Raw genomic sequence first — 19,406 nt, forward strand, 5'->3', positions numbered from 1 at the left:
GGTGTTGGGTTCGGGTTACGGGTGTTGGGTTACGGCCTGCGGCCTAACCCAACCTACGGGTGCCGTGCGATGCGGGGTTTTGCGTAGGTTGGGTTAGCGAAGCGTAACCCAACATCTGGCCGTGGCGGCACTCTAATAAATGTTCTTCGAAAACAGGCTCAGGGGCGTTTTCAGAAGAATCTGCAAATCCAGCCAAAGGGACCAGTTGTTGATGTATTCCAGGTCCAGCTCCACGCGTTTTTGCATTTTCTCGAGAGTTTCGGTTTCGCCGCGGTAGCCGTTGATTTGTGCATAGCCGGTGATGCCGGGTTTGATGCGGTGGCGGGCCATGTAGGCGCGGATCTTGTCCGCGTAGTAGTCGTTGTGGGCCACGGCGTGGGGGCGCGGACCGACCAGGGACATCTCCCCTTTCAGCACGTTGAATAACTGCGGCAGTTCATCAATGGAGGTGCGGCGAATGAACCGGCCCACGGGCGTTACCCGGGGGTCGCCCTTTTGGGCCTGCTTTACGTGGCTGTCCTGATGGACGTACATGGAGCGGAATTTCAGCACTTCGATGATGTTGCCATTCCAGCCGTGGCGCTTCTGACGGAAGAGAATGGGGCCGCTGGAGCTGCACTTGACGGCGATGGCCGTGGCGATCAGCACGGGACTTAGAACGATGATTCCGAGCGCGGCCAGCACGCGGTCCACCAGCAGCTTCAGCAGTGCGCTGCCGGGGTGGGAGGTGAGCGGGCTTTCGTTCAGGTGCACCACGGGGAGGCCGCCGACACTCTGTACGCTGTGGTTCAGGAGCATCAGGTTGGCGATGTCCGGCACCCAGACCACGTCCACGTTCGCATCCAGCAGGTCCACGTACAGGCTTTCGATTTCGCTGGTTTTTTCCGCCGGCAGCGCGATATAAACCCGGCTGACCCGGTGCTCTTTCAACAGGTCGCGGAGGCGGCTCAGGTCCCCCAGAACCCGGTGTGATCCGGATTGCTGATTGCCGCAACCCTCGGCGCTCACCAGCCCGACCAGGGTGTCTCCCATGGAGTCCGCCAGAGTCCGGGCCAGGCGGTCCGTACCCACGATCACGGTGCGGCGGCTGCCTCGGATGCGGGAGCCAAGGCCCTGAACCAGGCGGTGAATCGGCAGGAAGGCCAGACCCTGCAGCGCATAGCCGATGGTGGCCCACTGGAGGATGACCTCCCGGGAAAAGAGCTCACTGGTTTTGGTTACGAAGGCCAGGAAGACGAGCGAGCCGATCAGGGTGGACCAGCCCACCAGCAGGCGGGTGAGCCCTACGAGATAACCGCCAAACACGCTGTAAACCCGGCACACGCTGTAAATGGGAATGGATGCAAGTACGGCGATGACCGCCGCAATCTGATAATGCGACGGGATCGAGTCCATCTTGGCGGAGACCAGCCCGAGCAGTAGCCCCAGATGCAGGGTTACGCCGAGCAGCCATTGAATCCAGAAAACCATTCTTACAGCCTCGCTCGCCTCGGGGGCCAGCGGCGATATTATTCTTTGCCGAACACCAGAGCCCAGGGGCTCGGAGTGGTACTGAGAAAGCCGGGTAAACGCGTTCATTTCAAACTAGTCCATTGTTGTTCATTGAAGCGTGATCTGCCACTCAAAGCCGACGATCGCCTGATCCAGCTCGTGATCCGCAAGCTGGATGGCCTCGCTTGCCAGGGAGAGGTAAAAACTTCCTTGCCCCCCGGGCATTGACCGATTGTGGGAGATGTCCAGAACAGCAACCTTCTGGTCGGTTGCCGGTACTGCATACTCGATGTCCTCCCCTGCGCCTTTGGCGAAGCGGGTGCTGCCGTCCCGGTTCAAATGGGCGTAGGTGAGTGCGATGCGGGTGGATTCGGCGGGGCCGCTAAAATGGTGCACGCCCCAGGTAATGGCCCGTGCATCGGCATCGAAGGTGGTGGCGATGTTGCGGCCCAGGTGCCGCATACCGCTGCGATAGTTGAAGTGCTCGTAGGCGTAGTTGGGCCGCTCTTCATCGCCGAACAGTCCTTCCGTCAAGGAGTCCGCCCCTTCCAGAAACCATTGCTGCTCGCCATGGAACAGTGCGCTGGTCCAGTCCAGGCCGAACTGGTACACCTTGCGGGCCGGGAGTGAGCCGGACTCATCTTCCCCCACCACCTGGGTGTACAAACCAAGTGTGCGCTCACCTACTTCAAACCCGTAGCGCAGGTCGATGCCCGCCAACTGGTTGCCCGGGTCCTGGCTGGCATCCCGGGGGATGCCGTCCGAGCCCACGTTGTCCCGGCCCAGCAGTGCGTCCAGCAAGCTGTCGCTGTTGGTGGGCCGCCCTTCCCCGCCCCATTGAATGAGTCGCGACAGGCCCACTTCCAGGCGGGTGTCGAAGGGTCGGAAGTTCAGGCGCATGCCGATCAGGTTGGCATCGGGTACAAAGCGCTCTTCTTCAAGCCGCCCCATAAAGGTGGTGAACTGCCAGGGGCCAAGCCATTTCAACAGCCAGCCTTCCGATTGCCGGGTATTGCGGCGATCCAGCCACACCGAGGGAACCGGCCGGGCGTTGGAGGACAGGATCAGGCTGGATTGCCAGCCGGGGCCCCACCAGCGATCGATGTAGCCCGCGCCGAGGGTCCAGTTGGCAAAGGTGCCGGCCAGGTAGGAACCGTCGAAGCGCACCTCTTCATCGTCTGACGGGTCCGCGGTGTATGAGGGGATCAGCGCGAATGCCAGGCGATCGCCCACGTAGGATAATTCGATTCCCGCCTCCGCCCCGTCGCGGGCAGCGGATTCGAAACCGCGAATAAAGCGGGTGTCGGAATTGCCCCGGAAAAAGGATGCGATGCGCCCGCCGCGGGGGCCCGCCAGATCGTTCCACAGCAGAACATCCCGATCACTGGAGTCGGCTTTTGCCTGGCGGGCGTTGCTGCGCGCCAGGGGCCAGGAGGTCACAACCGCGTCAAACTGCCGACGGTCGGCCGCCTGCTGGAGGCGAAACCGGGCGTAGCTGTCACCCGCTTCGATCCAGGGCGCCGCCTGCGCCGAAGCATTGACGCCGATCAGGCACGCTACCGCCCCACCAACCAGATTCCGATGTTTTAAGGACATTCTTTAATAAGCTCCGAAAAGTGCCCCAGAGGCCCTTTCAGTTAATCGTGAAGGAATGACGCGACAAGCGGTGACGCACCTGCCCGAAAACAGATGGTTCGGAAAGAGGAGTGTGAAGAACGTGCAGAAGAAGGCCGCTGTGGTTTAGATGTACCTTGCCTTGTTACTGTCGTATTGCCCCAATTCGCTAGATCGCCAGTCAATCCGCTGCGAGCTGCCCGCCCGCAGGCGAGCGATGGCATATTAATCAGTGACCATCGCCCCAAAAATCAGGAGAAATTCTGTCTTTCTCCGAGTTGTGACTCCCTAATCATCAATTCGGCACATATTCCGTGATTTAGATCACATTATAGGAGTCGTTATGAATTATTTACAAAGTCAAATTGCAGTTATCTTGCAGATTTTGACAAGAAAGTGTGTCACGCCGGTGAATGGGTGCGCGCATCTGGACCGGTGGAAGCAAGGGCCGAATGGCGGAGTCACAAGGATGAATTAAGGCTAGTCTACCGTGGTCGGGAGTGCCAATTTATTGTGGCGTTTGTGCCTGGGGGCCTGGTGGAGGGCGTTGGGGCGCTTCGAAATGTTGGGTTACGCTTCGCTAACCCAACCTACGGGTTTTGGGGGCGGTATAGGGATTCAAGGGGAGCGGGGAGGAAAATGGTGGGTCGTACTGGATTCGAACCAGTGACCAATTGGTTAAAAGCCAACTGCTCTACCAACTGAGCTAACGACCCGTAGAGTTTCGGCACCTTAGGCTGGGAGCGCCTCTGGCTGTGCTCGAAAAGAGGCGCATATACTAATGATTTCGTTTTGAAAGACAAGCATTTTTTTGAGGGACGGGTACAATTTTTTGCGACGGGTATATCCCGGGGTTTCGGCCTGGTGCCGCACTCCACGTAGGTTGGGTTAGGCCGCCAGGCCGTAACCCAACACACGACACGGCCGGAGTAGCACCGGGGAACGACAATCTTGAGAAGTAGAGGTACACCCATGAGCACAGAGAACCAAAGCCGGGAAGTGGAGCAACTGGTCAACGGCACGCCAACCTCCGATGGGGCGGGTGTGAAGCTGTTGCGGGTACTGACCCAGAATCTGCAGCGACGGCTGGACCCTTTCCTGATGCTGGACGAATTCCGTTCCGACGACCCCAAGGACTATATCGCCGGTTTCCCCAATCACCCGCACCGCGGGTTCCAGACGGTCACCTACATGCTGGCGGGCCGGATGCGCCATCAGGACAGTGCCGGCAACGAAGGTTTGCTTACCCCCGGCGGCGTGCAATGGATGAACACCGGACGCGGGCTGGTGCATTCGGAAATCCCCGAGCAGGAGGACGGGTTGATGCACGGCTTTCAGCTCTGGGTCAATCTCCCCAGCCACCTCAAGATGAGCGAGCCCGGTTACCGGGATATCCCAGCCGAACAAATTCCCGCCTACGACGCTCCGGGCGGCGTACACATACGCGTTATTGCCGGAGACAGTGAAGGGACCGAGGGCGCCGTCCAACAGGAGGCGACCGAGCCGCTGTTTCTGGATCTGCGCTTCTCCGGCGCTGCCGATCACACGTTACCCGTCCCCGCAGATTACAACGCCTTCATCTATGTGTACGAAGGCGCCCTGAAACTGGGTGACGCCGAGCGCAACGCCGAGGCCCGGCAGATGGCCGTGCTCAGCAATGGCGGCGCGGAAGGGGTGCGGATTCAGACAAGCGATAAAGCATCCGCCCTGCTGATTGCCGGGCGGCCACTCAGGGAGTCCATCGCCCAGTGGGGGCCCTTCGTGATGAATACCCGGGAGGAGGTGGAGCAGGCGATGTCGGATTACCAGAGCGGCGTATTTTGATCGCGGCGAATGCCGACTCTGTCAGTAACCCGCGGAATAACGGGTATCAATAGGATTCATTAGGCAAGCACCCGCCCGGTGAATTAGAGTGTGCGTCTTTGAACGGAAGCCCTCCATGACGCGCGCAGAAAAACAGGGACTGCTGGCCGGCTTGCTGGCGGTCTGTTGCTGGTCCGGTTTCGTCCTGGTCACCCGCCTGGGCGGACAAAGCCCCCTCCTCGCCACGGACACTATGGCCATCCGCTTTGTGATTGGCGGCCTCCTGCTGTTGCCCTTTGTACGCGGCCGGCTCTGGCTGAACTGGAAGGGTCTCACCCTCGCGCTGGTCGGCGGTGTGGGGTATAGCCTGCTGGTGTATCAGGGCTTTCGCCTCACCTCCGCTGTTCACGCATCCGTAATGTTGCCGGGGCTGATTCCCTTTGCCGCGGCATTGTTCAGCGTGTGGATTCTGGGCGAGCGCATTCCCATGCAGCGGGTGGGCGGCCTCGCGCTGATCGGAGTCGGTGCGTTGTTGATGCTGCTGGCCCTGGACGGCGGAACGATGGAAGGTGACTTGTGGCTGCTGGCCTCCGTTGTGAGCTGGGCGTTGTACACAGTGCTTGCCCGCTTGTGGCAGGTTCCGCCGCTCACCGGCGCAGTCACCACGGGCCTCGGCTCTGCGATGCTGTTCCTGCCGGTCTTCTTTGTGTTTCTGCCCACGCGAATCGGTGAAGCCTCCTGGAGCGACATCGCCTTGCAGGGTTTTTATCAGGGAGTCATTGCCACGGTGGTGGCCATGCTGCTGTATCTGCGGGCCGTGGCCACCATCGGGCCGTCGGCCATGGGCGCGCTGATGGCCCTGGTGCCCGTTATCAGTGGTTTCGCCGCCGCCCTGCTGCTGGGCGAGTCCATCAGCGTGCAGGAGTCTGTGGCTCTTGTGATGACCAGCGCCGGGGCTTTCGTTGCGTCAGGGCTGTTGCGCTCCTCCACGGGGAAAACGCGGTCGGTGGCGGCAGACGGTAATTGATGCGCTTGGGCGCCTCAACGGGAGCCGAACGCACCGCACAGCTTTGAGACCGTTCAAATCTCTTCGGCGGCCCGCCGATCGTTTCGCTATCCGTTATCCGGCGGTTCGCGCCGATCGCATTTGCGGCAATTCAGGGCCGTACCGATGTGGCTGGCCCTGCCCTGCTCAGTGAGCACCCAGGGACGTTCAAAGAACGGCGGCCGGTGTCGGACATGTTGATTGTGACCGCAGGCCAGCTCCGCCACCCAGAAGCCTTCCTCGTCCTGGTGGTAGCCGACAATGGGCTGCTTCATGGATTTTTCCTCCCCCAGATAAGCCGTTAATTAGGCGATTGTACCCGCGGGAGAGGTTGGTTCGCGTAGCGTAGACCAGTAAATGGTTCAGGTTCCTGCGTGTTGGGTTACGGCCTGCGGCCTAACCCAACCTACGGGTGCTGCCTGCGTAGTGTGTAGGTTGGGTTAGCGCAGCGTGACCCAACACGGGAGGGCAAGGCGCGGGAACGACCTCAGGGTTCCAGGTACAGGGTCTGGAGCTTCGCCAGGTCCAGGTCATCCAGGTGCAGCACTTCCGCCATGTAGGCTCGCACGGAGCCGTGCTTTGCCTCAATGGCCTCGAAGGCGGTTTGCAGATATTCCGGGCGGGAACGCATCAGCTCGGCAATGGCCTCCGGTGGGATTTGGGAGAGGATTTCCGAATAGCTGCCCTCCTGATCGTCGCGGGAGGATGAATACTCTTTGCGATAGTCGACGACCTTTTCGGACATGGCGTAATCCGTATAGATGGTTTGCCGGTCCACCCCCAGTGCGGTAAGTAGAAGTGCAGCGGCGACACCGGTGCGGTCCTTGCCCGCGGAGCAATTGAAAGTGAGCGGCGCTTGTCCCGCCACCAGCTGAGCAAACATTTCCCGGTATTTGTCGCCAAAGGCAAATGGCGCCTCGCGATATCCCTCCGTCATGTAATGGCGCGCCTTCGCGGCGGTCAGTGAGGCCCCTTCGCTCAACCAGTCGGCGCTGCCCCAGCCTTCATCACTATCCCGGCTGTAATCCCAGCGCAGATATTCAAGGTCCGCTCCCAGGCGCTGCCAGAGCGTGGGCTCGGCCTTGCGCTCCTCGATGCTGCGAAAGTCGCAGATGGTGTTGATGCCCAGCTGACCAAGATACTGATAATCCGCGGTCGTCAGACCGGCCATAGTTCCGGAGCGGTACAGCACACCCCAGCGGGTGTAGCGCCCGTCCTGGCTTCGGTAACCGCCAAGATCGCGGAAGTTGCGGCCCCCGTCCAGAGGCAGCACCCTTTCAGCGACCCAGCGCCCTGACCCGCCGGCGGTCTTGACATGGAAATAAGGGCGCGATCCCGGGTTCACCTCCACCGGGAGAGAATTGCCTTTCACCCCCGACGCGATCAGCGAGCGTTGATCGGCGCCGGGCTCGTCCGCCATATACACCGAGACGCGCTGAGGCTCTGCGAGCTCCCAACGAAGATTAACAGTGGACTCGTCACGTTCCGCTTCCAACACCCGGAAAACCGGATCGACCGAAGTTTCACCGAGCGCGACGGGTGAGGTGACGAGAAATAAAACCCAGGCGGTGAATGACAGCGCGGTGCGCAACAGGGCTTGTGCAGAATGACTGTACATAGGTGCTCCAGATCGAGAAGGGGCGAAGCGCACTCGCAGCCGGTTGAAAACATTTTTGAACAGGCTGCGAGTACGACCGTTGATCGAATGGTTAGAAGTGGGCGCGCATTCCCAGCAGGAAGCGCTTGCCAAACCCTTCCACCTCCACCGGCCGCGCGGTACTGCCCTGGTAACGAACGCCCAGTTCGTCGCTCAGGTTGTTGGCATCCAGGTAAAAGCCCAGGTTGTCGTTAAGCTGGTAGCGCAGGGAGAAGTCCAGGCGCTCCGTATCACGCCAGTAGTAGTCACCGGCCGCATCGGAGGAGATGTCGTCCAGCCAGTCGTCCCGCCACTGCCAGGACAAACGCGCAGACCAGCCGTAGTTTTCGTAAAACACCGAGGCGTTCATCACCTTGTCGGAAGTGCCCGGAAAGCCGGTCACTCTTCCGTCGGGTGTTTCGAACTCTCCGTCCAGAAAGGCGACGTTCATTTGAGTGCCGAAGCCCTGCAACACCTCGGGCAGGAAGTCCCAGTTATGGAGATAGCTTATTTCCAGCCCGGACAGCTCGCCGTTCTTCCCGTTGAGTGTGGTGTAGTAGTCGTAGCCGCTGCGGTCCATCCCATCGCTGTTGTAGCGACCGTCCCCGACGATGGTGACGGAATCGAAAAGAACATCGTCCACGTCCCGGTAGAAGGCACTGGCCGAAAGCAGCGCGCCGTCACTGAAGTACCACTCAAGGGAACTGTCCAGACCGCGCGCGGTTTCCGGCTTCACTTGCGGATTGCCTCCGTTTACCGTCGCGGCGTCGTCATTCACGGTTGCGCTGGCCCGCAACTGATTGAAGGTGGGGCGGGCAGTCCCGGAAACAAGTGCTGCGCGGAATTTCAGGGTATCGCTGAGATCCATGTTCCAGTGCACGCTGGGGAAAATTTCGGTGTAGTCTTCGTCCAGGTCGATGGCCGCGAGTCCGTCGGCCGTCTTCATGTGGCCGATGCTGGTGATGCTGACCTGCTCCATGCGCACACCCAGTAGCAGCTCGTGGCGGGACCAGCGCCAAGTGTTCATGCCGTACGCTGCAGTGATGTCTTCGCTGACCTGATAAGCGCTTTCCCGCGGATAGTAATCGGCCATGTCGACAACGCCCGCGTCCGTCAGACCGGAAAGGGTCGAGTACAGATGATTGCGAAGACCTTTGTTGTCCACATAGTGTGCGTTGAAGCCGCGATTGAAATCCGTATCCCAGCTGCTGCCAGTCAGGTATCGATCCGGGTTCCACTCCATTCCTGCCCCAGCGGCCAGTGCGGATACGGGCACATAACCGGTGCTGGAGGGCGGCGCCTCGGCCTCACGCTGATCGATCTGCAAACCGGCTTTGAAGGTTGCGTCCACCGAACCCATGCGCCAGTCGCGCGCCCCGTCGAGCTTGTAAGTCCAGGAATCCGATTCGTCGCCCAGGTGGTAGTTGATCATTGCGCCTGAATCGAAGGCCGCCTGGTTAAGCTGGGAAACCGCATCGCCGCGACTGTAACCGGAACCGTCTGACTGGGTGGTATAGAGCTGCATGTGCGGAATATTTCTGTTCCCACGGTTGTAGGAGAGGGAATGGAAGTTCGCCGGATCGGTCTGGCTCAGACGGATTATGGGCAGCTTGGTGCTGGATTCTGTTTCCGTGTAGTTGATGCGCCAATTGAGCTCCCAATCGGCAATGAAGTGATCACCGGCCAAGGTGTTGGTGAAGGTGGAGTTTTCGTACTTGCCGTCTTCAAAGGAGCCGCTCAGGGGAACGCCCACCAGTTCGCCGTCGGTGACGCCTGCGGTTCCGGCAATGGCATCCTCCAAGCCAAACACATACTGGTTGCGCAGCTCGTGGTCGAGAAACTCCGTGTCCAGCGAGGAAAAACTGAAGTGGTGCATATGGCTGGGCGAGTAAACGAACTTGAGGAGGCTGGAATTGGTTTCCCGTTCGAGCTTGTAGCTGCGCACATCAAATTCGGTGGGAATACCACTCGCGTCATAGCTGAACTCGTTGTTGTCTGTGGTCTGCTCCGCCAGGTAGTGTGAGGCGGCCACGAGAACACCGAAGCGATCACCGGCCCAACTCAGTTTTGCGGACCAGCGCTCCTGATCCCCTTCCCCCAATTCGAGCGTGCCGCCGCCCACGTCGAACTCACTGGCGAAACCACTGCCGTTCAGAGGGACGTCGGTGACGATGTTGACCCGGCCCGCAAGGGCTTCGGCGGGCATATCGGGGGTGAGGGTCTTGCTGATTTCCACCGAATCCATTACCGCCGCAGGAACGGAATCGAAACGGAAGATGCGATCTTCCGCCCCGACCACGTTGATGCCGTCGAATGCCACGGAGGTCCAGCGAGCAGGCGCCCCGCGAACCTGAATGTATCGCTCCTGCCCCTGGTCGCGCTGAACCGCCACGGCAGGCAGCCGGGCCAGTGCGGAAGCGGCTGTCTGATCGGGAAAGCGGCCGATGGTGTCGGAGGCAATGATGTTCACTACATTCACCGCTTCCCGCTGACGATCAATGGCTTCCGCCTGGCTGTCCCGAATGGGGCTGGCGGTGACGACGATCTCTTCAATGGCACCATTCTGTGCCGCCACGGGCGCGCCCAGACTGCACAAGGCGATTGCCAAAAACAGTGGCCTGCGGGAGAAATCCGCTACACCACACCAACTCGAAACTGCTTCTCTCATTTGTTCTGCCCTCGGCTCTGTCGTTGAATCCTTCGAGAAAACTACGCGACGTAGATGAAGAGCCGGTAACAGTTGAGCTACAGTTTGGTGAACGAAAAATGAATCGAAGACCACCCGTCAGGCCGTTGCGTTGATCAACAGCCTGCGAGCGGTCATGGGAAGAGAGGCCGGTTAACGGGCCGCGTCGACAGTGATGAAAATGGGGTTGGAGTAGAACCACAGATCGCTCCATGGATCCTCTCCCGGGGGGTCGGCTTCCGGCTCCAGCTCCGCGGTATTGGTACCGCGCAGACGCAGGTACACGCTTTGTTGCAGGTTGGTAACTTCTGTCTCTATGAGCCAGTAGTCGCCGTCGCGCTGCCACTGGTCGCGCTTGAACCGCTCCATCACTTTTGTGGTGGGGTTTTCATCGGCAGCGGGATTGCTGAGCTTGTCCCCGATTCCACCGACGATCAGGTCCACTCGCTTCACTTTGGGGTTGTCACCGTTGCCGTTGGGCTGCTCAGGGTCGAGAAAGCGGATCCGGATTTTCAGATCATCACCTGAAGTCAGGGACAAGGCTTCTCCAATTCCTGCTTCGCTGTTTTCGGTGGCGGCTGTGAACCACAGTTCCGAAATGAGATCGCCAGTGGTAACGAAGATGCGGCCGTGGCGGATGCCGTCAAGAATGGAGTCATGGTTTTTCTCGGCGAATACATAGGTTTTGGAGTATTCGCCGGGCCAGAAGTCGGCCCCGCCGTCGGTCCAGTGAATGTGGCTGTCGGAGTTGGCGGTGATCCACCAGCGCCGCCCCTCTCCCAGCATGGAATCCCAGAATCCTCCGAGCCGCGCGGTCATCTGGTCGTAACCGCCCATGGTGGGGAACTTGCGGTATGCACCCCGGGGGCGCTCCTTGAAATAGTCCGAATGATTGGACGGACCGAATCGCTCTTGCATCAGGGCGACCGCCTGATGCCCGGGCGCGCCTTCCATGCCCACCGCGACATCCGGAGCGGTGTCGTTCCAGGCCCGCAGTTCCGACGGTGACGTCATGCCGTACTCGCCCAGGCCTTCTGCGGAACGGGACGGGTGATGGGCAATCACCACAGGCTTGGCGGGCAGAGCGGACAGGGATTCAAGAGCTTCGAGCATGCGCGGCTCCGTGTCCCAGGTGTCATCCGCCGGCCATGGCTCGCGCTTGTTGAAGTTGGACTCGATCTCGTGGAGATGGTGACGCTCATCGTGGCTGTGGGGAACAATGATGCTGGAGTGGTCCGCCCCCGGGGTATCGAACTCCATGCCGTAGAACTGAACAAGATCCGGGATCGCCTTGCGCGACTCCTGCAGTTCCGGGTAGGCGTGCTCCAGGTTAACTTTGGAGTGGTTCGGGCCGCCGTGATCCGTGCTCACCATCCAGTCCAGCCCGAAGCGGCGGGCCATGACTGCATTCATGGGGATCGGATAGATGGCATCGGCGCCCAGAATCGGGGACGGGGGATCCACGCTGTTGTCCCAGCCAACACTATAACGGCTGTGAACGTGGTGGTCGCCGGCCAGCCAGCGCCGCTCCCCTTGCGGCGGCGGCTCGTGGGCGTAAGACGTGGTTGTGAATAACAGAAGGGCAAACAGAAATCGTCCAGTCATTGGTGATGCCGTGAGGTTGGATGAGTTTGAGCCTATGGTGTCTCACGGGTGTTACACGACTGTGACGCCAAATGGAGAAACGCCGACCTCAGCTGTTGTCAGGCAAGGTGAAGTAGCTGGAGGTGGACCCGCGACTATCCTTCGCCTTGCGAAATTCATCCCGGGCAACCACCCGCAGATGGCTTTCGTCCGGGCCGTCCAGCACACGCAATGCGCGCCCCCAGGTCCACAGGTAACTGAGCGGCGTGTCCGACGAGAGCCCCATGGCCCCAAATACCTGCATGGCCCGGTCCAGTATGCGGGTGTGCATTTGCGCCACCACAGCCTTGATACCGGACACGTCCACGCGCGCCGCTTGGGCGCCTTCTGTGTCGATGCGCCATGCAGCGTGCAGAACCAGCAGCCGCGCCTGGTCGATTTCCAGCCGGGAGTGGGCGATCCACTCCGCTACGTTGGCCTGCTCGCTCAGGTATTTGCCCTGCACCCGCCGCTCCAGCGCCCGTTCGCGCATCAACTCCAGCGCCAGTTCACACTGGCCGATGGAACGCATGCAATGATGGATGCGACCGGGTCCGAGCCGTGCCTGGGCCATCGCAAAACCGGCGCCCTCCTCTCCGAGCATGTTGCCGGCGGGCACCCGGACGTTGCGAAACACCAGTTCGCAATGCCCTTCGGGGCTGTGATAGTTCATGATCGGAATATTGCGCAGCTGCTCGACACCCGGCGCATCCATGGGCACCAGCACCATGCTGTGGCGGCGATGTGGGTCCGCACCGTCGTCCGAGACTCCAAGCACGATGGCCAGGCGACAATTGGGGTGTTCCGGGCCGGTAATGAACCACTTGCGGCCGTTAATCACGTAGTCGTCGCCGTCGCGCCGGATAAGGGTCTGGATGTTGGTGGCATCCGACGAGGCCACATCCGGTTCGCTCATGGCGAAGCAGGAGCGGATCGTACCTTCCAACAGCGGCTCCAGCCATTGGCGGCGTTGCTCCTCGGTGGCAAAGCGATGGAGCAGTTCCATATTGCCGGTGTCCGGCGCCGAACAATTGAAAACTTCCGAAGCCCAGTGAACACGCCCCATGATTTCCGCCAGCGGCGCGTAATCCAGATTGCTGAGGCGGGTGCCGGGCTCATCGTCCCGCAGTTGGGGCAGAAAAAGATTCCAGAGCCCATCCCAGCGCGCGAGAGCCTTCAGGTCTTCGATGAGTTGCAGTGGGTAAGTACCCTGCGCCACCTCCCGGTGCCATTGCTGATTGTGGGGAAGCACGTAATTGTCCATGAAGGCCTGAAGCTGCGAACGCAGCTCCTCGACCTGCGGGCTGAAAGCGAAATCCATGACATCTCCCGGTTCGATCGGCGCTCGTTTGTCGCGCAATTGTGAGCGTGATGAAGATCACCTTGAGTACCTGGCAAGTAGGGACCAATCCGGGAGCAAATGCAATACTGCGCCCATGACCCAGATCAATGAGTTTTTGTTGGGTTACCCAAACGGCACGATCGTAGGTTGGGTTAGGCCATCGGCCGTAACCCAACATGGGGAGTTGGAATCATGTGTTGGGTTACGCTGCGCTAACCCAACCTACAACAACGGCACGATCGTAGGTTGGGTTAGGCCGCAGGCCGTAACCCAACATGGCCAGCTGGAATCATGTGTTGGGTTACGCTACGCTAACCCAACCTACACGAGACGGAGTTTTGCTTCGGCACCCAGGGAGGGAACACGGACGATGGAATACCGCCGCAATTTTACGCCGGGTGGCTCCTACTTTTTTACTACGGTTACTTACGAGCGAAGGCCGGTCCTCACGCGATGGGATTCCGTCGAAGTTTTACGATGGGCGTTTCGCCGGGTTATGGCGAGATTCCCATTCACCCTTGATGCGATTGTTATCCTCCCCGACCACCTCCACAGCATCTGGACCTTGCCTGCGGGGGATTCCGATTATGCGACCCGCTGGCGGCTGATCAAAACGGCATTTACGCGGAGCTGTGATTCCCGGCTTCACTCTCGCGTTTCCTCCAACCGGGTTGCACGACGGGAGCGCGCCATATGGCAACGCCGCTATTGGGAACACACGCTAATGAGCGAGGAGGACCTGCGCGCGCATCGGGATTACCTGCACTATAACCCCGTCAAGCATGGCCTCGTCGAGGCGGTGAAGGATTGGCCTTATTCGACCTTCCATCGTTTTGTGCAGCGGGGGATGTATCCGCTTGATTGGGGTGGAGCTGAAGTAGAGCTGCGCGGGGTCGGGGGTGAATGACTTGTTGGGTTACGCTTCGCTAACCCAACCTACACGGAGGCCGGCATTTGTAGGTTGGGTTAGGCCGAAGGCCGTAACCCAACATCGATGATCACGGACGGAACACATAAGAATGGAGGCATACGATGCAGCGTCTTCTTCGAACGACTGCACTGATTTTCTGGACTATCTTTGCACATGGGACGCTGTCCCAAACACAAGCGCCAAACTTGATGCTCGCTACGGTGTACGAGGGCGAGGATGATGTTTCGGGGTATTGGGTCAGTGAAAAACTCGACGGGGTGCGTGGGCGCTGGGACGGGACTACCCTCTGGTCCCGGGGTGGCCATGTGATTGCCGCACCAGGCTGGTTCACGGAGGATTGGCCGGCGGTAACCATGGACGGTGAATTGTGGATTGGCCGTGAATCCTTCGAGGAGGTGAGCGGAATTGTCCGTAGCAGTCGAGCCGACAACAAAGACTGGAAGCGGATTCACTTCATGGTCTTTGATCTGCCGGAGCACCCGGGCACCTTCGACCAGCGCCTCCAGGCAATGAACTCGTTATTGGAAGACGCAAAGGTTCCCTGGCTGCGAGCGGTTGAACAGTTTCGGGTGGAGAGCGCGGAGGTGCTGGATGCGCGCCTCGCAAAAATTGTCGACGCGGGTGGCGAAGGGCTCATGTTGCATCACCGCGAGTCACTATACCGCTCCGGCCGTAGCGAAAGGCTGCTCAAATACAAACCCTATCAGGACGCAGAGGCCCGGGTGGTGGGTTACACGGAGGGCAAGGGCAAGTATGCGGGCATGGTGGGCGCTCTGGAGGTGGTGAACGGGAAGGGACAACGCTTCCGCCTGGGCAGTGGCCTCAGTGATGCCCAACGGGCGGACCCGCCGCCGCTGGGCACCCTGGTGACCTACCGCTACAACGGTCTGACCTCCACCGGCCTGCCGCGGTTTGCGCGCTTTCTTCGGGTTCGCCCGGAAGAATAGTAAACCGCCCCGCTTTCTGCCGGGATTGGCTCAAACCTCGGGCAGACTCTCTACCAGTTCGATCATTCGCTCCCGGGCCTCGGCATCGGGCAGCGCGCCCCGGGCCGCGCCCATGTTGTCCACCATGTGGCGCTCCTTGCTGGTGGCGGGCGTAATGGCCGTGACGGCGGGATGAGCAAGGATGAACTTCAGGAAGAACTGGGCCCAGCTTCGGGCGCCGAATTCCCCCGCCCACTCCGGCACCTCGCGGCCGTTAACCCGTTGCCACAACCGGGTACGACCGAAAGGCGCGTAAACAAGCACACCGATCTTCTGCTCCTGGGCCAGGGGGAGGATGGTCTCCTCCACCTCACGGTTGTCGATGGCGTAGTCAATCCCGATGAAATCCAGGGGCTCATTTTTCATGATGGAGATCAGCTGCTCGTACTGGCGGGGAAAGGTGGTGGTCACCCCGATGTAGCGCAGTTTTTCCTGTTCCTTGAGATCCTTGAGCAAACCCAGTTGCACATCGGGATCGCCCAGGTTGTGAACCTGAATCAAGTCGATCACCGGCTTTTTGATGCGTGCGAAGGAGCGGTCCAGTTGCGCGCGCGCTTCGTCGGGGTCCGCCTTGCCGCCACCGCGGGGCGCAACATTGAGTTTGGTGGCCCAGAAAATGTCATTGGTGATGTCCAGCTCCTCAGCCATCTCTCCCGCCACCTCTTCCGATGCGCCGTAGGAAGGAGCTGTGTCGAACACACGACCGCCCTGTTCCACCAGAGCGGCGAGCACTTCCTTCAGGGCGCTTTTGTCTTCGCTGCGCGCCACCTGCGAGAACGTGGCGGAACTGCCGAGGCCGATGACGGGCAACTGTTCGCCCGTGGAGGGGATGGCCCGGGTGATGAGGGGCGATGAACTCTCCTGCGCAAAGGAAAGATACGGCGCTAATGCCGTGGCGCCGGCAGCTTTGAGGGCGAGGCTGAGAAGTGTACGTCGGCTTACCATGGTTATTCTCCCGGTTTTGTTTATCCGATCGTGCCCGTGGATTCGCGGCCGTGGCCGTTGGCGGCGCGACAGTCCGCATCCCGCATCCGCGCCTGTTGTCGCCCCAGCCAGAACCCGAGCAGGGCCCACGCCAGGGCGAGCGGGAGTGCCACCGCGGTCAGCGCCGAGAGTCCGAGCGCGGTGCGGCTTAACACCCCTTCGGTCTGCGCACCCACAATATCACCGGTGCGGTACACAAAGGTGTCGATGAACGCTTTGGCTTTGTACTTTTCTTCACGACCCACAACGGTAAACAGAGTTTCCCGCGCGGGCCGGGTAAGAGCGCGCTGCACGGCGCGGAAACTGGCTTCGAACACCACCAGCGCCACCAGGGACCCGACAATGGCCAGCCCGATAAAACCCAGTGCCACGGTCAGCGGCAATAGCGCCAGGGTCGCCGCCACCCCCAGCCGCTTCATGACGCGCCCGGCCACCACCGCCTGCAACAGTAAAGTGGCAACCTGGGTAAGCAGGTCGATGCGCGCGAAGACTGCGGTGCGCATGTCCACGTCCTCGCCCAGCGCGGCCACCATCTGCAGACGGGTAAAGTAGATGAAGGTGGCCATGATGGTAAGGATAATGACGTAGGCGGATATCCCCAGCAGGTAACGGGATTGAATTACCGCCCGCAAGCCGGCCCAGGGGCTGCCGCCGATGGCCGTGTTGTCCACGCGCAACATGGCCTTGCTGCCGCCGCGCAACTGGCGACGGGTCAACATCCAGGCGCAGGCCAGGGCCAGCATCAGGAACAGCACGGCGATCAGGAGCAGGTTGGCGGTACCCAGAGGTTGAGCCAGCATTGTTGCCAGCCAGGGCCCGGCGATGGCGCCGCAGGTTCCACCCACGGCGATCAATGCAAAGAAGCGCTTGCTTTGTTCGAGGCTGAAGCAGTCCGCCATCAGGGCCCAGAACACCATGGTGGAGAACAGGTTGAACACACTGAACCAGACGTAGAATACCTGGCCACTGCGCTCCCCCACCGCGTCGGGGGCGAACACCAGCAGGCCGTAGAACAGCAGGAAGCTGGTGGCAAAAAAGCCGTAGGTGGCGCTGATGAAGGTCATGCGGCGCAACCGGCTTACCAGCCAGCCGAACACCGGATTTACCAACAGGGTGATCAGGGCGGTGCCGAAGAAGATCCAGCGGAGGCTCTCGATACCCTGCTGCATGCCCAGGGCGTCCCGTGCGGGACGCACTACCATCAGGGCAGTGAGCACGCAAAAGAAGTAAAGCGCGGCGAGCAGAACGGGCAACCATTCTTCGCGGCGTACGTTCGCCAATGCGCCGAGTCTGTCACCCCACGTTTTGATCACGGCCGGCTCCTGTGGCAGGACACTGGCGCAATCCTAGCACAGCCGCGCCGGAACTCGCCCCGCTCCCGTCAGTCCCCTTCTGCACATCGTTTTTCTCGTCAAGCAGAGGCTCATCATGTCCCAAGGCGGGGAAGTGACCAACCTGGAAGAACTACTCGATCGCATTGGCGAAGCTTCGGCCGAGCACGGAGAAGTGTCCTGGGACGCGGTGATGGACGAGGTGGGCACCCGCTCGTTCGGACCGATCCTGTTGCTGGCCGGTCTGGTGACGCTGGCGCCAGTGGTGGGCGACATCCCCGGGGTGCCAACTCTGGTGGGTGTGTTCGTGTTTCTGGTGGCCATCCAATTGCTGTTTGGCCAGCAGCATTTCTGGTTGCCGCAGTTCCTTCTCAAGCGCTCCATCGCCGAGGAGAAACTCACCAAGGCGCGGGGTTGGATGCGCCGCCCCGCCCGCTTCATCGACCGCCTGCTGCGGCCCCGGTTGCAAGCCCTGACCAGTGGTGTCATGCACTATGTCATCGCCCTTATGTGCCTGTGCATCGCTATGGCCATGCCGGTGATGGAAGTGGTTCCCTTCAGCGCCAACCTTGCAGGCGCGGCCTTGACTGCCTTTGGCCTGGCAATGATCGCGCGGGACGGAATACTGGCGGTGATCGCCTTCGCATTCACCGGCGGCATCGCCTGGCTGATCATCGCGCAACTGGTTTAGAGCCGTGCGCCTTAAAAAGCCAGACCGTCGAAATCCGGCTGATACTGCCGTATGTAGGATTCGAGAGTCTGATGAGGAAGGGACTGGAACTGCCGATCGAGTTCCTTGAGGTTGATTATCCGATCAAGGCGGAACAAGCGGTGGTCGTCGCGCAGAAGGCACCAGGCCAGCAGGGTCCAGGCGCTGCCCCAGTACAGCAGGGCGAGCGGGTGGACCTCCCGCTGCGACTGCTCGCCTCCTTCGTCGCGGTAATCCAGGCGTACGATGGTGCTGCCCTTGATGGCCTTTCGCAATCTTGCGGCAAAACGGACCTTGTCCTTTCGGTGCATATCAGGCACCAGCAAAGTGGCCTTTTGCAGATTCTGATCATGAACCATGCGGTCGGGGAGCACCGAGCGGATTTTCTCCAAAACCGACTCGGCGGCCCGGGACAGCTCGTCATCCGCCCAACCCTGCACCATGCGCGCACCGAGCAGCAAGGCTTCCATCTCCTCCCGGTCGAACATCAGGGGCGGGAGGGAGGCGCCGGGCTGCAGGCGATAGCCCACGCCCGCCTCCCCCTCCACGGGGACCCCCGACACAACCAGGGATTGGATGTCCCGGTAGACGGTGCGCTCGGACACCTCCAGGTGCTCCGCGAGAGTGCGCGCCGTAATTACTTTCCGTCGCGCCCGCAGCAAGGTGAGCAGGCGCATCAGCCGTTCTGCTTTAATCATCAGTCCTCTTTGACGGATCCCAGAATACGGCTTCTATTTTGTTCCCATCCGGGTCCCGAAGGAAACAGCCATAGTAGGCCGAGGTGTATTCGGGGCGCGGCCCCGGCTCTCCTTCGGATTTGGCTCCGGCGTCCAGAGCCGCCTGATAGAAGGCATGGACCTCATCCTCGCTGCGCACATCGAACGCGAAGTGTACACCGTTGCCGACCGTCGCCTTCTCCCCGTCGTGGGGCGGCCCCACCCAGAACTCCGGGAATTCGCGGCCATAGGCCACTGCTTCCGGGTAGAAGTCGAGCACTCGCCCGACGCCGAGCACCCCCAGAACCTTGTCGTAGAAAGTGCAGGCCTGGGCCATGTTGTTGGTACCAATCGACAGATGATTGATGATGGATGGATTAAGGGGTTGTGATGCCATGAACAGTTCCTTGTACGGTTGGTGAAAGTTAGCCGCGGCGGTTCCGCCGGAGCGCAAGCAAACTCTAACCGCCTCTCCTGTCAGTTGCTGTCAGGAGGTTGCAGGCAAACTG

At 60.5% G+C, this 19,406-nt stretch carries 16 protein-coding genes and 1 tRNA gene; 5 read left to right on the plus strand and 12 right to left on the minus strand.

Annotated features, from left to right (window positions below; all coding sequences use genetic code 11):
* Positions 1–132: 132 nt before the first annotated feature.
* The 3 genes from ACURWW_RS16140 to ACURWW_RS16150 form a co-directional block, all read right to left on the minus strand.
* Positions 133–1,470, minus strand: coding sequence for an undecaprenyl-phosphate glucose phosphotransferase (locus ACURWW_RS16140; RefSeq protein WP_445617941.1), 1,338 nt, complete (start codon positions 1,468–1,470; stop codon positions 133–135).
* 129 nt (positions 1,471–1,599) lie between these two features.
* Positions 1,600–3,087: a capsule assembly Wzi family protein gene (locus ACURWW_RS16145; protein ID WP_445617942.1), complete on the minus strand. Its 1,488-nt coding sequence runs from the start codon at positions 3,085–3,087 to the stop codon at positions 1,600–1,602.
* 658 nt (positions 3,088–3,745) lie between these two features.
* A tRNA-Lys gene (locus ACURWW_RS16150) sits at positions 3,746–3,821 on the minus strand.
* A gap of 256 nt (positions 3,822–4,077) precedes the next feature.
* Here ACURWW_RS16150 and ACURWW_RS16155 point away from each other — a divergent pair.
* Together ACURWW_RS16155 and ACURWW_RS16160 are read left to right on the plus strand one after the other, a co-directional pair.
* Complete coding sequence (locus tag ACURWW_RS16155) at positions 4,078–4,929, plus strand: pirin family protein (protein ID WP_445617943.1); 852 nt, start codon at positions 4,078–4,080, stop codon at positions 4,927–4,929.
* 115 nt (positions 4,930–5,044) lie between these two features.
* Positions 5,045–5,935: a DMT family transporter gene (locus ACURWW_RS16160; RefSeq protein WP_445617944.1), complete on the plus strand. Its 891-nt coding sequence runs from the start codon at positions 5,045–5,047 to the stop codon at positions 5,933–5,935.
* 86 nt (positions 5,936–6,021) lie between these two features.
* On the opposite strand, the gene ACURWW_RS16165 is transcribed toward ACURWW_RS16160, so the two are convergent.
* The 5 genes from ACURWW_RS16165 to ACURWW_RS16185 form a co-directional block, all read right to left on the minus strand.
* On the minus strand, positions 6,022–6,228 hold the full coding sequence (locus ACURWW_RS16165) for a DUF3565 domain-containing protein (RefSeq protein WP_445617945.1): 207 nt from the start codon (positions 6,226–6,228) through the stop codon (positions 6,022–6,024).
* A gap of 212 nt (positions 6,229–6,440) precedes the next feature.
* Complete coding sequence (locus ACURWW_RS16170; protein ID WP_445617946.1) at positions 6,441–7,571, minus strand: tyrosine-protein phosphatase; 1,131 nt, start codon at positions 7,569–7,571, stop codon at positions 6,441–6,443.
* A 91-nt stretch (positions 7,572–7,662) separates the two neighbouring features.
* Positions 7,663–10,257: a TonB-dependent receptor gene (locus ACURWW_RS16175; protein WP_445617947.1), complete on the minus strand. Its 2,595-nt coding sequence runs from the start codon at positions 10,255–10,257 to the stop codon at positions 7,663–7,665.
* Between the two features lie 171 nt (positions 10,258–10,428).
* Entirely contained in the window at positions 10,429–11,880 is a 1,452-nt protein-coding gene (locus ACURWW_RS16180; RefSeq protein WP_445617948.1) for a hypothetical protein, read from the minus strand.
* 88 nt (positions 11,881–11,968) lie between these two features.
* A complete protein-coding gene (locus ACURWW_RS16185) occupies positions 11,969–13,219 on the minus strand; it encodes an acyl-CoA dehydrogenase family protein (RefSeq protein WP_445617949.1) in 1,251 nt (416 codons plus the stop codon).
* A 391-nt stretch (positions 13,220–13,610) separates the two neighbouring features.
* Between ACURWW_RS16185 and ACURWW_RS16190 the strand changes: the two genes are divergently transcribed.
* Positions 13,611–14,147, plus strand: coding sequence for an REP-associated tyrosine transposase (locus ACURWW_RS16190; RefSeq protein ID WP_445617950.1), 537 nt, complete (start codon positions 13,611–13,613; stop codon positions 14,145–14,147).
* Positions 14,148–14,272: 125 nt separating this feature from the next.
* Positions 14,273–15,118: a DNA ligase gene (locus ACURWW_RS16195; protein ID WP_445617951.1), complete on the plus strand. Its 846-nt coding sequence runs from the start codon at positions 14,273–14,275 to the stop codon at positions 15,116–15,118.
* 30 nt (positions 15,119–15,148) lie between these two features.
* Here ACURWW_RS16195 and ACURWW_RS16200 read toward each other — a convergent pair whose 3' ends face one another.
* Together ACURWW_RS16200 and ACURWW_RS16205 are read right to left on the minus strand one after the other, a co-directional pair.
* Positions 15,149–16,102, minus strand: a complete 954-nt coding sequence (locus ACURWW_RS16200; RefSeq protein WP_445617952.1) for an aldo/keto reductase — start codon at positions 16,100–16,102, stop codon at positions 15,149–15,151.
* Between the two features lie 20 nt (positions 16,103–16,122).
* Complete coding sequence (locus ACURWW_RS16205; RefSeq protein ID WP_445617953.1) at positions 16,123–17,454, minus strand: NTP/NDP exchange transporter; 1,332 nt, start codon at positions 17,452–17,454, stop codon at positions 16,123–16,125.
* A gap of 115 nt (positions 17,455–17,569) precedes the next feature.
* Here ACURWW_RS16205 and ACURWW_RS16210 point away from each other — a divergent pair, with 115 nt between their 5' ends.
* Positions 17,570–18,163, plus strand: a complete 594-nt coding sequence (locus ACURWW_RS16210; RefSeq protein ID WP_445617954.1) for an exopolysaccharide biosynthesis protein — start codon at positions 17,570–17,572, stop codon at positions 18,161–18,163.
* A gap of 11 nt (positions 18,164–18,174) precedes the next feature.
* Here ACURWW_RS16210 and ACURWW_RS16215 read toward each other — a convergent pair whose 3' ends face one another.
* Positions 18,175–18,879, minus strand: a complete 705-nt coding sequence (locus ACURWW_RS16215) for a helix-turn-helix transcriptional regulator (RefSeq protein ID WP_445617955.1) — start codon at positions 18,877–18,879, stop codon at positions 18,175–18,177.
* A complete protein-coding gene (locus tag ACURWW_RS16220) occupies positions 18,872–19,294 on the minus strand; it encodes a VOC family protein (protein ID WP_445617956.1) in 423 nt (140 codons plus the stop codon). The genes ACURWW_RS16215 and ACURWW_RS16220 overlap by 8 nt, the downstream gene beginning before the upstream one ends.
* Between the last annotated feature and the right edge of the window lie 112 nt (positions 19,295–19,406).

The organism is Gilvimarinus sp. F26214L (genome assembly GCF_054401055.1).